Below are 13,614 nucleotides of genomic sequence, written 5' to 3'. Positions count from 1 at the left end.
AAGACCTTTTTCATGAATGCGGCAGCTCCCGGCGCGCGCTGTCGCAGCCAGCATCAAGGCTGCCTGCTGCGAACAGTATCGTCCGGTCATAACCTGCAGCTATCTGACGTAATCGGCCTGCAATTGCGTCAATTCCGCGTGAAATAGTGTCGATCATCACGCCTTGGTTTTTACCACTTGTTTACAAAGGAGACGCTGCCGCCATGCAGGGGGGAGCGCGGCAGTCCAAGTCCCGACATTCCTTTGGAGAGAGAGCGAATGATTCACCTGCATCACCGCCCGTTGGCGGTTGCCGTTGCGCTGTGCGTGACGGCCCTGGCACCGTTGGGTGCCGCTGCGCAATCCACCACCAACCTCGATGCGGTGGAAGTGACCGGTACCCGCATCAAGCGCGCTGAAGTCGAAGGCCAGGTGCCGATCCAGACATTGACGCGCGGTGACATCGAACGCACCGGCCTGACCTCGATCGGCGAAGTGCTGCAGCAGCTCACCGGTTCCGGTTCGGCGCTCAACGCCAAGTTCAACTCGTCCGGCAACTTCGGTTTCCCGCCCGATGGCAGTGGCGTGGGTGCCGGCTCGGCGCAGGTCGATCTGCGCCACCTGGGGGCCAAGCGCGTGCTGGTGCTGGTCGATGGCATCCGCTGGGTCAATGAGTCGTCCGCCTCCGGCGTCGGCTCGGCTACCGATCTCAATACCATTCCGCTGGCCATCGTCGAGCGCATCGAGGTGCTGGAAGATGGCGCGTCGTCGCTGTACGGCTCCGATGCCATTGCCGGCGTGGTCAACATCATCACCCGCCGTGACTTTGATGGTGGGCAGGTGACGCTGAACTACGGCGAGTACAGCAAGGGCGACGGCACGCAGAAGGGCGTGGACCTGGCCTGGGGCAAGAGTGGCGACCGCTTCAGCCTGTTCCTGGGCGCCAGCTGGACCAAGCAGGATCCGGTATTCGCCAAGGACCGCGAGCAGTCGCGCTTCCCGATTCCCGGCACCGGCCTGGCGTTCGGCAGCGGTGGCATTCCGCAGGGCCGTTTCATGTTCACCGACCCGAACACCGGTGCGGTGCAGAACATCGTGCCCAATACCGGCGTGAGCAATCCGCGCTACGACGGCAGCGCCGGCTGCAGCCGCACGGATGACTACCACTGCTTCACCACCGCCGACCGCTTCAACTTCGCCGAATACAACATGGTGCTGACGCCGTCGGAGCGCAAAGGCCTGTTCGGTCAGTTCCGCTTCGACATCACCGACAACGTGCAGTGGTACGTCAAGGCACTGGGCAACCGTCGTGAGTCGACCAACCAGGCCGGCCCGGAGCCGCTGTTCTTCGGGCCCGATGGTGCCACCGGCAATCCGCTGGCCGACAACATCGTGGTCTCGCGCCTGAACCCGTACAACCCGTTCGGCTTCGATCTCGTTTCCGGCGACAACATGAGCCTGATCGGTCGTCGCCCGGTGGAAGGCGGTGCGCGCGTGTTCAAGCAGAAAGTGGACACCACCTACTTCGCCACCGGCCTGGTCGGTGACTTCCATGCCGCCGACCGCAGCTGGTACTGGGACGTCAACGGCATGTACAGCAAGAACAAGGCCGAACAGACCAACTACGGCAGCTATGACATCTACAAGGTGAACATGGCGCTGGGCGATCCGTCCGTCTGTGCGGCCACGCCGGGCTGCGTGCCGCTGAACATCTTCGGCGGCGTCGGTTCGATCACCCCGGACATGCTGAAGTGGATCCAGCCGGTGGTGCGCGACCGCAGCCAGAACGAACTGAGCCTGTTCACCGCCAACCTGTCCAGCGAGCTGTTCTCGCTGCCGGCCGGTCCGGTATCGTTCGCCACCGGCTTCGAGTACCGCAAGTACAAGGGCTCCTACCAGCCCGATCCGCTGACGGTGATCGGCCACTACAACGGCGTACCGTCGCAGCCGACCTCCGGTTCCTACGACGTCAACGAGGCCTACCTGGAGTTGAGCGTGCCGATCTTCGCCGATTCCTCGTTCGGCAAGAAGCTGGACCTGAGCCTGGCCGGCCGCTATTCGGACTACTCCACCTTTGGTGGTGAATTCACGCCCAAGTACGGCCTGCGCTGGCAGGTGACCGATGACTTCGTGCTGCGCACCACCTACGCCGAGGGCTTCCGCGCACCGTCGATCGGTGAACTGTACGGCTCGGCGGCGCGTGCCGACCTGCAGCTGTTCGACCCGTGCTCGGTGGGTCTGGGCGGCACTCCGCCGCGTGGCAGCGCCGCCAACTGTGCCGCGCTGGGCGTGCCGGCCGGCTTCCAGCAGGCCAACTCGCAGATCTCGGTGACCACCGGCGGCAACCGCGAGCTGGAGCCGGAACGCTCGCGCAGCTTCAGCGCCGGCTTCGTGTGGAGCCCGTGGTTCGGCAACAATGCGTCGTGGTCGGAGCGCTTCGATGTGGAAGTGACCTTCTACCGCCACGCCATCGATGGTGCGATCCAAGCGATCAACGCGCAGACCCAGCTGGACCTGTGCGTGGATACGCTGGACCCGGTCTACTGCGATGGCATCACCCGTGCCAGCACCGGTGCGGTCAGCAGCTTCAACAACCGCCTGACCAACCTGGGGTCGATCAAGACCGACGGCTGGGACGTGGATCTGTTCTGGACCCTGCCGCAGACCTCCATCGGCCAGTTCAAGCTGGCGTGGAAGAACACCTTCGTCGGCCGTTACGAGGCCACCGGCGCGGCCGGGCAGAAGCAGCCGCAGAAGCCGGGCGTGGAAGTGGCCGACAGCTCGATTCCGGAGTGGACCAGCAATGCCAGCATCGGCTGGACGATGGACCGCTGGAGCGCCAACTGGACGGTGCGGCACGTCTCCGAGCTGACCGAGAACTGTGGCGATGCCGCGGCCTTCCCGGTGTGCAGCAACCAGGCAGCGGGCACCAACACGCTGTCGGCCACCACCTTCCACGACATGCAGGTGGGCTACAAGATCGACTGGATGAAGGGGGTGCAGCTGACCGCCGGCCTGAACAACGTGTTCGACAAGGATCCGCCGATCTGCCTGTCGTGCTCGTTGAACGGCTACGACGCTTCGACCTACGACATCCCGCGTGGCCGCTACTGGTACCTGCGCGCGGATCTGCGGTTCTGATGAGGGACCGGTGCCGGGCATGTCCCGGCACCGGTCATCAGGGATCAATCCGGAATGTCCTGTTTCGGGGCGTCCTGCTCAAGGGCCGCGCGGCGGAAGGCTGTGCGCGCCCAACCCAGCCCGACCACGATCATCATCGGCCCAGCCGCGAAGGCGGGCAGTGACGGGATGCGAAACTGCGATTGGTGCTCGATCAGCAGGTTGTAAAGGATCCAGACAACCAACAGCAGGCCGATGACCGCACACAACAGCCCGAACAGCACCTGCGGAACGCCCATTGCCAGGCCGAGCGCTCGCTCGGTACGGGTGGGGCTGGGGATGGCACGCAGTTCACGGCCCAGATCGAACCAGGACAGGATGGCGGCGGGCAGGCCGATCAGCAGAAGCAGGATGAAGTAGCCGTTGCCGGTGCCGATCATCAGCGGTAGCGACGAGAACAGGGCCATGAGCGAGAGACCGAGTTTCGTGCGGGTGCGCATGGCCGGTCGTCCTTGAAGGGGAGGCGCAAGGTGTCCGTATGGCACGGGTCGAAGTTAGGCCACCGTGTCCGCGACGCTACACCTGCCGGGGCGCCGCCGCAACGAGGGCGCTGAGCGCCCCCGTTGTAGAGTCGAGCCGTGCTCGACTGCCCTCTGTGGCCGAGTCGGGCATGGCTCGACGCTACAAAGCCGGTTGGATCAGAACGACCAGGTGAACGTCAGCGAGCCGTTGCGGCCATCGCCGTACGCACCGTAGCCGTTGATCTGCGACAGGTACTTCTTGTCCAGCAGGTTGTTGAGGTTGGCCTGCACGCTGAACTCCGGCGAGATGCGGTAGCGCACGAAGGCGCTGACCAGTGCATAGCCACTCTGCTCGATGCGGCCGTAGGCAGGCACCGCGTAGTAGATGCGGTTCTGCCAGTTGGCACCGCCACCGACGGTCAGTTCCTGCAGCGACTGCGGGGTGTAGCTGGTGAAAAGCTTCAGGGCGGTCTGCGGCAGGTTGGTGTTGATGTCGGCGTCGTTGATGTCCTTGGCCACGTAGCGCGAGGCGCCGAAGGTGGCATTCCAGCCCGGTGCCAGTTCGCCGTTCACCTCGAACTCGAAGCCACGGCTGACGGTGCCGCGTGCGGCGATCGAGGCGAACTCACCCGGGCGGCCGATGATCGGCTCGCTGGTGACCTGGGCGACGTTGTCCTGCTCGATGCGGAACACCGCCAGCGAGGCATTCAGGCGGTTGTCGAACCAAGCCCCCTTGACGCCCACCTCGTAGCTCTTGCCGTCGACCGGGTCGAGATAACGGTCGTTGCGGTCGCGGGCGGTCTGCGGCTGGAAGATCTCAGTGTAGCTGGCGTACGCGGAGTAGGTGTCGTTGATGTCATACACCAGGCCGGCGTACGGGGTGGTCACCTTGTGTTCGCGGTCGTCGTTCTCGCCTTCGCTCTTCCAGTCGGTGTAGCGGGCGCCGATGATCAGCTTCAACGGATCGGCCAGTGACAGGCGTGCGGCGGCGTAACCGGCCTTCTGGGTGATGGTGCCCTGGCTGGCCAGTGCCAGCGGGTTCCAGTTCGGCTCGCTGATGTTGCCGGTCCAGTGCAGGTAGCTGGTGAACGGGTCCCAGGTCTTGCCGGCGCCACCGACCTGGTAGTCGCCGTAGTTGGCATAGTCGCGCTTGTTGTAGCTCAGTCCGGCCATGAACTGGTGCTCGCGGCCGAACAGCTGGAACGGACCGTCAATATAGCCATCAACACCGGTGACCTTGCGCTCGGTGTTGTAGAAACCCGCGGAAGGCGAGATGCCCGTGCCGTTGGTTCTGTCGAAGTTCGATGCGCCCGTGGTCCAGTCGTTGTATGCCGGGTAGAACAGCTTGTCGTCGGCCTTGGTCTCATCGTGCGTGGCACCGACCTTGAACTTCCAGCCATTGCTGAAGGCGTGCTGCAGGGTGGCGAACGCGCGCTTGCTGGTGGTGTCCCAGTAGGTCCAGTTCGGGCTGGCGTTGAACGATTCGTCATAGCCGGTGCGCGAGCCATCGGAGTACAGCATCGGGAAGCCGCCCCAGGTCGCGCCGTTGGCGCGCTTCTGCTGGTAGTCGTAGCCCACGCTCAGCTGGGTGTCCGGGGTCAGGTCGGCGTCGATGACCGCATAGCCCAGCGTCTTGCGCTGGTTGTAGCGATCCATCTGGCCGTCGGTGTCCAGGTAGCTGCCGATCACGCGGCCGCGCACGGTGCCGCTGGCGTTCAGCGCACTGCCCACGTCCACGGTGGTGCGGGTGCGGCCCCAGCTACCGACGTTCACCGAGACGCTGCCGTTCAGTTCGGCGCTGTCGGCATGCTTGCGGATCAGGTTCACCGACGCGGACGGATTGCCGGCACCACTGAGCAGGCCGGTGGCACCACGCACCACTTCCACGCGGTCGTACAGCGCCAGGTCCAGGCCGGAATCACCGTAGCTCCAGTTCTGCACCATCTGCGTCGGCAGGCCATCGAACTGGTAGGCATCGATGTAGAAACCGCGCGCGTAGAACTCGGTGCGTTCGCTGTCGGACTGGGTGCTGGTCACGCCGGTGGTGTTGGCCAGCACGTCGATGATGTCGTCCAGGTTCTGATCTTCGATGCGCTGGTGGCTGATGATGCTGATCGACTGCGGGATCTCGCGCGGGGCCAGGTCGAAGCGGGTACCGGCCGAGGTGCGGCGCACCGAATAGCCTTCGGCGCGTTCACCCTTCACCACCACCTTGTCGAGGTTGGTCGGATCGGCGGCGGTTTCGGCGAAGGCGGCCGGGGCCACGGCGCAGAGAACGGCGAGCACGGCAACGGACAGCCGTTGTGGCTGCGGCGTACGGAAGACGGAACGGGTCATGGGGGTCCTGGACGAGCACGCGCGCTCGGCCGGCATCCAGAGGCGAGGCGCTACGGGTGGGAAACGGACGGGCAGGCCGTCCTGGCACCACCGGAAACGAAAGAAATGGTAATACGAACTATTCCTATTTACAAATCATGAACAGATCGGTCTGCGGGTGTGCAGTGGCAGTCAGCGCAGCAATGGCAGCGGGTTTCGCGCGCCGTCGGTGCCGTAGACGCCCCAGTGCAGGTGCGGCGGCGTGCCCTTGGCGTTGCCGCTGTCGCCGACATGGCCGAGCAGATCGCCGGGTTGCACCACCTGGCCGCGTGCCAGGCCGTCGGCCCAGTCCTCCAGATGCGCGTAGTAGTAGCGTTCGCGCCCGGGCCCGATCACCCAGACCTGACGCCCGCCGAGCCCGCGTTCGCTGACATCCGCGACGACACCGGCCGTGGCGCTGCGCACTGGGGTGCCGCGTTTAGCGAAGATGTCGATGCCGGCGTGGGAGCGGTCACGGCCACGTGGCGCGCCGAAGGTATCGGCGATTTGGCGTGGCCGCACGCCGTCCACCGGCACCGGTAGTTGCGTTGCCGGCGGCATCCGCGAGAGCGCCCACAGCATCTTCGGTGCGACCGCCCATGGGCTGTTCCACAGCGTCATCGCCGCGACGAGCGCAATGGCCAGCCACAGGCCACGCAGCAACCAGCGGCGAAGGCGGTGGGCGTGGGAGGACGGTGTATTCATGGCTCGACGCTACAGAACCGGTGTCAGCGGGACCTCGAAACTCCGCTTCAACGTGCCCAGTGCCACCGAGGTGCGGAAGCGCTCGATGTTGTCATCGCCGCCGAACAACCGCTCGGTGATGGCCTCGTACTCTTCCATCGACGCCGCCGAAAGCAGCAGCAGGAAATCGCCATCGCCGGTGATGGAGTAGCACTGCTGCACCGCAGGGTCGTCCTGCACGCGGCGCCTGAACGGCGCCACGCGGTCGCGCTGCTCGCTGACCACGCGCACCTCGACGATGATGGTCAGCGGCCGACCGATCTTGGCTGCGGCGACCACCGCCACGTTGGCCGCGATCACGCCACTGTCCTGCAGGCGCTTGATGCGCCGTTGCACGGCCGGGGTGGACAGGTGCACGGACTCGGCGATTTCGCGCTGCGGCAGGGTGTTGTCCCGCTGCAGGAGGTCGAGGATGGCGCGGTCGAAACTGTCGAGCACGGGAGCGATGGCCATGGCGAGCAGAAGTTGCACGAACAGGCTGTCAATTGAGCCAAGTGCTCGACGCCGACGCAATAGACTTTGCGCATGCAGACCTCACGACTTGCGCCGATGTTGCCGGCGCTGGCGGTGCTCGGCTCGGTCACCTCGCTGGCCATCGGCACTTCCTACGCAAAACACCTGTTCCCGCTGATCGGTGCGCAGGGCACCAGCGCGCTGCGCGTGGGCTTTTCAGCGCTGTTGCTGCTGCTGTTCTGGCGACCATGGCGCTGGAAGACCAGCCGCGTGGATGCGATCACCATCCTGCGCTACGGGCTCACCCTGGGGCTGATGAACCTGCTGTTCTACATGGCCCTGCGCACGATTCCCTTCGGCATCGCGGTGGCCATCGAGTTCACCGGGCCGCTGACGGTGGCGATGCTGTCATCACGACGCCCGATCGATTTCCTCTGGGTAGGCTGCGCGGCGGTGGGGCTGCTGTTGCTCCTGCCGATCGGCGGTGGCCCCGCGCTGGACCCGGCCGGCGTGCTGTACGCGATGGGCGCTGCGGCCTGCTGGGGCCTGTACATCGTGTTCGGCAAGCGTGCCGGTCATCTGCATGCCGGGCACTCGGTCTCGCTGGGGCTGCTGGCGGCGTCTCTGGTGGTCGTACCGGTGGGCGTGGTGCATGCCGGTGCCGCGCTGCTCGACCCGAAGATCCTGGCGGCGGGCCTGCTGGTGGCACTGGTGTCCAGCGCGATCCCGATGTCGCTGGAAATGATGGCGCTCAAGCGCCTGCCGAAGGAGACCTTTGGCATCCTGATCAGCATGGAGCCGGCGGTGGCCGCGCTGTGGGCGATGCTGTTGCTGCACGAGCATCTGCACGGGCTGCAGTGGCTGGCGATCGGCTGCACGGTGTTGGCCTCGGTGGGCAGCACGATGACCGCGCGGCGGTTGAAGGCACCCGTCACCGCCTGAAAAAAAGGGGACGGAGGGGATTAAGTCGTTTATGCCCCGATTTAGAGGGCGCGGGGCGGCGCCCGGCGCAGAGCGTGCGGACCAACGGTCCGCACCTACCGTAACGGCGAGTCAGCGCAGGGCGTCGGCCGGGACGTCGATCTGCATCGCCAGGGCGAGGTGATCGGAGAACGCGGCCGGTACGGCTTCCACGGTGCGGGTCTGCAGGCCGCTGCTGACCAGGATGTGGTCGATGGCGCGGTCCGGGCGCCAGCTGGGGAAGGTTGGCACGATGCAGCCCGGGGGCTGCAGCCGGGTCTTCTGGTACAGCACCTGCATTTCCGGGCGTTCGGCCAGGCAGTTGAAGTCACCCATCAACACCGCGTTCGGGTGGTCGGACAGCAGCTCGGCGATGAAGCCCAGCTGCGACATCCGCGATCCCGCGCCCAGCGACAGATGCGCCACTGCCACCGCCAGGCCATCGGTGCCGTCGCCGAACTTGGCCAGCAGCACGCCGCGCCCGCCGATGCGGCCGGGCAGGGCGTGATCCTGCACTTCAACCGGTTCCAGCTTGCTCAACAGGCCGTTGGCGCTGGAGGCGACCCCACCCATGCGCCGGTTCGGCTGGTGGCTCCAGTAATTGAAGCCGGCGCGCTGGGCCAAATAGTGGGTCTGGTTGGTGAAGCCCGAGCGCAGGCTGCCCGGGTCGGCCTCCTGCAGGCCGACGATGTCATGGTCGCGCGCCAGGGTGGCGATTGCGTCAAGGCTGCTGCGCTTGCGACCCGCCGGCAGCGCATGTGACCAGCTGCGGGTCACATAGTCGCTGTAGCGGCGGGTACTTGAGCCGGCCTGGATGTTGGCCGTCAGCAAGCGCAGGGTCCGTGTACGGGGGGAATTCACGGCCGGGAAACGCTTCTCTTGGATCAGTGAGCCTGGGCCGCACCGCGTTCGCGGGCGATCAGGTGGTCGGCGATGCGCAGCATGTCCGGGAAGCTCTTGCCCTTCACCAGGTACTTGCCGTTGACGATGATCGACGGGGTGCCGCTGATCTGGCTGCGCTGCGCGAACTGCTTGGCCGAGTTGGTCTTGGCATTCACTGCGAAGCTGCCCATGGTGGCGGCGAACTGCTTCGGATCCACGCCGTAGGCACCGTAGAACTTGGCGATGTCTTCCACCGAATCACGGCCGCGCTCGCCCTTCAGGGTCTTCTGCGAGTGGATGGCGGCGTACAGCGCTTCGTGGGTCTTCTCCTGCACGCCCAGGGTCTGCGCGGCGTAGAAGGCACGGGCGTAGTCATCCCAGGTGCCGCCGAACATGGCCGGCACGTAGACGAAGTTCACGTCGCTCGGCAGGCCGGCCTTCCACGGGCCGACCAGCGGCTGGAATGCGGCGCAGGCCGGGCAGACGTAGCCGAAGATCTCGGTCACTTCGATCTTGCCGGTGGCCGGCTGGAACGGCTGGCCGTTCGGGATCACCTGGTAGTCGGCACCTTCCACCGGGGCCGGGCCGGTCAGTGCGGCGGTGGTCGGGGCCGGTGCGGTGGCCGGAGCCGCTTCGGCCGGGGCCTTCTCGCCTTCAGCGGCAGCCGGCGCGGCGCCTTCGCTGCCCGCCGCCGGCGCAGCAGCCGGTTCGGTGGTGGCTGCCGGGGCTGCAGCCGGTTCGGCCGGGGCCGCGGTGGTGTTGGTGCTGCCATCATCAGCCTTGCAGGCAGCCAGGATCGGCAGCAGCGCTGCGAGGGCGAGGGCGTAACGGATCTTCATGGAAACGTCTCCAGCATCTGGAATGGTGGGGCCGGCGCCAAGCGCCGGCCAGAGGGAAATGATGACATGCGGCGGCGACGGCGCCGTGTCGGTGGTGGGTGTTGGTTCAGCGGCCGCGGGCAGCGCGGGCCTGGGCGATCAGCGCCGAGGCGATGCGCAGCTGGTCGTCGAAGCTGTTGCCACGCACCAGGTACTGGCCGTTGATGATCAGCGCCGGGGTCCCCGGGATCCTGGTGCGCTGGGCGAACGCGCGCGCGGCATCGACCTTCTTCTGTACGGCGTCGCCGCGCAGGGCCTGCAGGTAACGGTCCGGGGTCACGCCATACGCCTTGTAGAAGGTGGCGAGCTCATCGGCCGAGACGTTCTGCATCGGCAGCGATCCCTGCTCGTGCAGGGCCTTGAACACGGCAGCGTGGCTGCGCTTGGCCACGCCGACCTCGTCGGCGGCGTAGTAGGCCAGTGCCCAGGCATCCCAGGCGCCACCGAAGGCAGCCGGGACCGGGGTGAAGCGCACGTCGGCCGGCAGCTTGGCCGCCCAGGCTTCCAGCTGCGGTTCGAAGTGGGCGCAATGCGGGCAGGTGTAGCCGAAGACCTCGACCACCTCGATCTTGCCGGCCAGCGGCTGGAACGGGCCCGGCTGGGCGATGCGCTCGTAGTCTTTGCCCTCGACCAGCGGGGCATTGGCGGGGGTAGCGGCGCAGGCTGCCAGCGGCAGCAGCACCAGCACGGACAACAGCAGGCGGGAAATCAACCTCATCGACACGCATCTCCGTTGAAAAAAGCAACGCCGGCGCGGTCGCCGGCGTGAAGGAAACATACCGCAGGCGCGGGCCGTGGTGGCGGCCCGGGCCGACCAGTGGTGGTCAGGGGGCGGCAGCCGGTTGCGCCGACGGGGGGGCAGTGGCCACATCGTCGGCCTTGTTGTGCAGGCCCTGCAGGTAGCTCGACAGCGCCTGCACCTCCTGCTCGCTCAGCTTCTGCGCGACTGTCGCCATGATCTGGAAGTGGGCCTTGTCGGTCTCGTTGGTCTGGCCGGCCTGGTATTCCTGCAGGCGGCGCGCGACATAGCTGGCGTGCTGACCACCGATGTGCGGATAGGCCGGACCCGGATTACCGGCACCGCTGGGGCCGTGGCACGCCATGCAGGCCGGCAGGCCGCGCTTGGCGTCGCCGCCACGGTACAGCTGCTGGCCGATCTCGTAGAACTTCATGCCCTTGTACGGGCCGTCGGTGACTGCCGTGTCATCGGCGATGCCGGCGGTGGCCTTCTGCGTGGCGAAGAACGCGCCGATGTCGCGCATGTCCTGCGGGGTGAGGTTCTGTACGAATGGCACCATCGCCACCGGCGCGCCGGAACTGCGCTGCCCATTGGCGATCAGGGCCATCTGCTGGGCGACGTAGCGTTCGCTCTGGCCGGCGATGGACGGGTACATCTCCACCGTGGAATTGCCGTCGGCGCCATGGCAGGCCGCGCAGGCCGAGGCCTTGGTCTGGCCGGCCTTGGCATCGCCCCAGTGGGTCTTGCTGAAATCCACCTCCAGCGAGGCGGTGTTGATCGGCCCGTTGTCGGGCAGCGGGGTCAACGTGGTCTGCGCGAACGCAGCAGCGGCAACGACTACAGCAGTGGCAAGGGCGGATACGGCAAGAACGCGAGCGTGGCGCATGCTGAAGCTCCGTATGGACCGGGCCGGGCGGTGGCCGCCGGCATCGCCCGGATTATCAACGCCGTTTCCGCGCACGGTCAACGCAGCAGTGCAGCAAAATGCCCGCAGAGGCCGCCGGCACGGGCGCGCGGCGCCGCAACATGCGATCCTAGGCACATGTCATTGCTCATCGAACGCGCCCGTTACCACCTTTCGGCCCACAACGTGCGGCAGCTGCCGCCCGACGAAGGGGCCGAAGTGGCCTTCGCCGGCCGCTCCAACGCCGGCAAGTCCAGTGCGCTCAACGCGCTGACCCGCCAGAACGCCCTGGCCCGTGTCTCCAAGACCCCTGGCCGTACCCAGCAGCTGGTGTTCTTCCAGGTCACCCCGGAAGCGCATCTGGTCGACCTGCCAGGTTATGGCTATGCAAAGGTGCCGCTGGACCTGCAGGCGCACTGGCAGGCCTTCATCGACAAATATTTCCGCACCCGCGAAGCCCTGAAGGGGCTGGTGGTGGTGATGGACATCCGCCATCCGCTGAAGGACTACGACCGGCAGATGCTGTCCTACGCCGTGCAGCGCGGCCTGCCGGCGCACGCCCTGCTGACCAAGGCCGACAAGCTCAGCCGCAGCCAGCAGATGCAGTCCCTGCAGAAGGTGCGCAAGGAACTGCAATCGGCCTACGGCGACAGCGTCAGCGTGCAGGTGTTCTCCGGCGAAGACCGTACCGGCGTGGACGAAGCCCGCGGCGTGATCGGCGGCTGGCTGGGGCTGGAATAAGGTATTTCCGGTCGCCCGGCTGGCAGCCGGGCGCTACCCGATCGGTGGGTGCCGGCCTTGGTCGGCACACCCTCACAACGGCGAATACTCCGCCGGCACCCACGCATAGGCCTTGCCCTCGCCACGCACATGGCCCAGGCCGGGGAAGGGCAGGTGCGCACCGGCTACCCACCAGCCGTTGGCGGTGGCCTGCTGCAGCAGCCCGCGACGGCTGGCGATGGCCGCTGTGCGGTCCGAATCGGCCTCGAATGCCGCCTCCGGGTGCGCGAACTGCACCGCATGGAAGTGCAGCACATCACCCCATACCAGCAGTGACTGGCCCTGGCTGTCGAGCCGGTAAGAGACATGGCCGGGCGTATGGCCATGGGTGTCCATCGCCACCGCGCCGCCGGGCAGGGCGTCGCCGGGGCTGAAGGTGCGCAGGTGGCCGCTGGCCTGGTATGGCGCGACCGCATTGCGTGCCAGCGGGAAGGCGAAGCGCACGCCCGTCGGCGCGGTGGCCTCGCTGGCCGGGTTGAGCCAGTAATCGGCATCCGCCTTGGACAGCCACACCGTGGCATTGGGATAGGCCGGCTTGCCCTGCGCGTCGAGTACGCCGCACAGGTGGTCCGGATGGGCGTGGGTCAGCAGCACCTCATCCACCTCGGCCGGGTCCACGCCGGAGGCGCGCAGATTGCCCAGCACCTGGCCCAGGCCGGGGCCGAAGCACTGCGCGGTGCCGGTGTCGACCAGGGTCAGGTGGTTGCCCTGGCGGATCAGGAACGCATTGATCGCGGTCTGCAGGCCCTTCTTGTCTTCCGGCACGTAACGGCCTTCCAGCAGGCGGCTGACCAGCGTCGGCGGCACGTCCACCACTTCCTGCCGACCCAGCGCGACCACGCCGTCGAACAGGGCGGTGACCTGCAGCGCACCGACGCGCTGGTGGTAGACGCCGGGCACCTGCTGGGTGGGGGCGGGCGAGGTGGCTTCGGCCAACGCGGCCAGTGGCAGGGAAGACAGGGCCAACAGCAGGGCGCCGTGCAGCGGCAGGTGACGCAGGGTCATGGCGGTTCTCGGTGGACGACGGACGATTCCGTTGCTGCATAGCGTGCCGTGGCCGACGTGTGCGCGGCGCTCAAACCACTACGCGGAATGCTCAGGGAAGGGGTGTTGTCTGCAGGGCTGCGCCCTGCACCCGCAGAGGCAATGGCAACGGCAACGGCCGAAGCAAAAGCTGGTTTCCTGTTGGATGGCGGGGTGGGTCCGGTTGCGGGAGACGCCGTAAACCCGTCCATGGGGGCTTGGCCGCGGCCGACCTGCCCCCGCCCCACCCCCCCCACCCCCCCCCCCCCCCCGCCC

12 protein-coding genes are annotated in these 13,614 nt (G+C 66.8%); 3 read left to right on the top strand and 9 right to left on the bottom strand.

Annotation, left to right across the window (positions count from 1 at the left end; all coding sequences use genetic code 11):
* The first annotated feature begins 258 nt into the window (after positions 1-258).
* A complete protein-coding gene (locus O0K41_RS08855) occupies positions 259-3,120 on the top strand; it encodes a TonB-dependent receptor (RefSeq protein ID WP_164222093.1) in 2,862 nt (953 codons plus the stop codon).
* Positions 3,121-3,164: 44 nt separating this feature from the next.
* On the opposite strand, the gene O0K41_RS08850 is transcribed toward O0K41_RS08855, so the two are convergent.
* From O0K41_RS08850 to O0K41_RS08835, 4 genes are all read right to left on the bottom strand, one after another.
* On the bottom strand, positions 3,165-3,599 hold the full coding sequence (locus tag O0K41_RS08850; RefSeq protein WP_234411856.1) for a hypothetical protein: 435 nt from the start codon (positions 3,597-3,599) through the stop codon (positions 3,165-3,167).
* A 198-nt stretch (positions 3,600-3,797) separates the two neighbouring features.
* Entirely contained in the window at positions 3,798-5,957 is a 2,160-nt protein-coding gene (gene fhuE, locus O0K41_RS08845; protein ID WP_108270537.1) for a ferric-rhodotorulic acid/ferric-coprogen receptor FhuE, read from the bottom strand.
* Positions 5,958-6,128: 171 nt separating this feature from the next.
* Complete coding sequence (locus O0K41_RS08840; protein ID WP_043034019.1) at positions 6,129-6,680, bottom strand: M23 family metallopeptidase; 552 nt, start codon at positions 6,678-6,680, stop codon at positions 6,129-6,131.
* A gap of 9 nt (positions 6,681-6,689) precedes the next feature.
* Positions 6,690-7,172: an Lrp/AsnC family transcriptional regulator gene (locus tag O0K41_RS08835; RefSeq protein ID WP_005411028.1), complete on the bottom strand. Its 483-nt coding sequence runs from the start codon at positions 7,170-7,172 to the stop codon at positions 6,690-6,692.
* A 72-nt stretch (positions 7,173-7,244) separates the two neighbouring features.
* Here O0K41_RS08835 and O0K41_RS08830 point away from each other — a divergent pair, with 72 nt between their 5' ends.
* Positions 7,245-8,114, top strand: a complete 870-nt coding sequence (locus tag O0K41_RS08830) for an EamA family transporter (RefSeq protein ID WP_012481254.1) — start codon at positions 7,245-7,247, stop codon at positions 8,112-8,114.
* A 111-nt stretch (positions 8,115-8,225) separates the two neighbouring features.
* Here O0K41_RS08830 and O0K41_RS08825 read toward each other — a convergent pair whose 3' ends face one another.
* The 4 genes from O0K41_RS08825 to O0K41_RS08810 form a co-directional block, all read right to left on the bottom strand.
* On the bottom strand, positions 8,226-8,963 hold the full coding sequence (locus tag O0K41_RS08825; protein WP_021202520.1) for an endonuclease/exonuclease/phosphatase family protein: 738 nt from the start codon (positions 8,961-8,963) through the stop codon (positions 8,226-8,228).
* 53 nt (positions 8,964-9,016) lie between these two features.
* Positions 9,017-9,853 carry a thiol:disulfide interchange protein DsbA/DsbL gene (locus O0K41_RS08820; protein WP_005414471.1) on the bottom strand — a complete coding sequence of 279 codons (837 nt, stop codon included), beginning with the start codon at positions 9,851-9,853 and terminating at the stop codon, positions 9,017-9,019.
* Between the two features lie 106 nt (positions 9,854-9,959).
* The gene (locus tag O0K41_RS08815; protein WP_005411024.1) at positions 9,960-10,610 is read right to left on the bottom strand and encodes a thiol:disulfide interchange protein DsbA/DsbL; all 651 of its coding nucleotides are present in this window, start codon (positions 10,608-10,610) and stop codon (positions 9,960-9,962) included.
* Positions 10,611-10,716: 106 nt separating this feature from the next.
* Complete coding sequence (locus O0K41_RS08810) at positions 10,717-11,517, bottom strand: c-type cytochrome (RefSeq protein ID WP_308304487.1); 801 nt, start codon at positions 11,515-11,517, stop codon at positions 10,717-10,719.
* 156 nt (positions 11,518-11,673) lie between these two features.
* Here O0K41_RS08810 and yihA point away from each other — a divergent pair, with 156 nt between their 5' ends.
* Positions 11,674-12,276, top strand: a complete 603-nt coding sequence (yihA, locus tag O0K41_RS08805) for a ribosome biogenesis GTP-binding protein YihA/YsxC (RefSeq protein ID WP_005411022.1) — start codon at positions 11,674-11,676, stop codon at positions 12,274-12,276.
* 72 nt (positions 12,277-12,348) lie between these two features.
* Here yihA and O0K41_RS08800 read toward each other — a convergent pair whose 3' ends face one another.
* On the bottom strand, positions 12,349-13,320 hold the full coding sequence (locus tag O0K41_RS08800) for an MBL fold metallo-hydrolase (protein WP_164222095.1): 972 nt from the start codon (positions 13,318-13,320) through the stop codon (positions 12,349-12,351).
* Positions 13,321-13,614: the final 294 nt, after the last annotated feature.

Origin of the sequence: Stenotrophomonas sp. Sm2128 (assembly GCF_030985535.1) — a bacterium.
Classification (GTDB): domain Bacteria; phylum Pseudomonadota; class Gammaproteobacteria; order Xanthomonadales; family Xanthomonadaceae; genus Stenotrophomonas; species Stenotrophomonas maltophilia.
The sequence above is the reverse complement of the archived record's forward strand: the minus strand, read 5'-3'. Positions and strand labels throughout refer to the sequence as shown.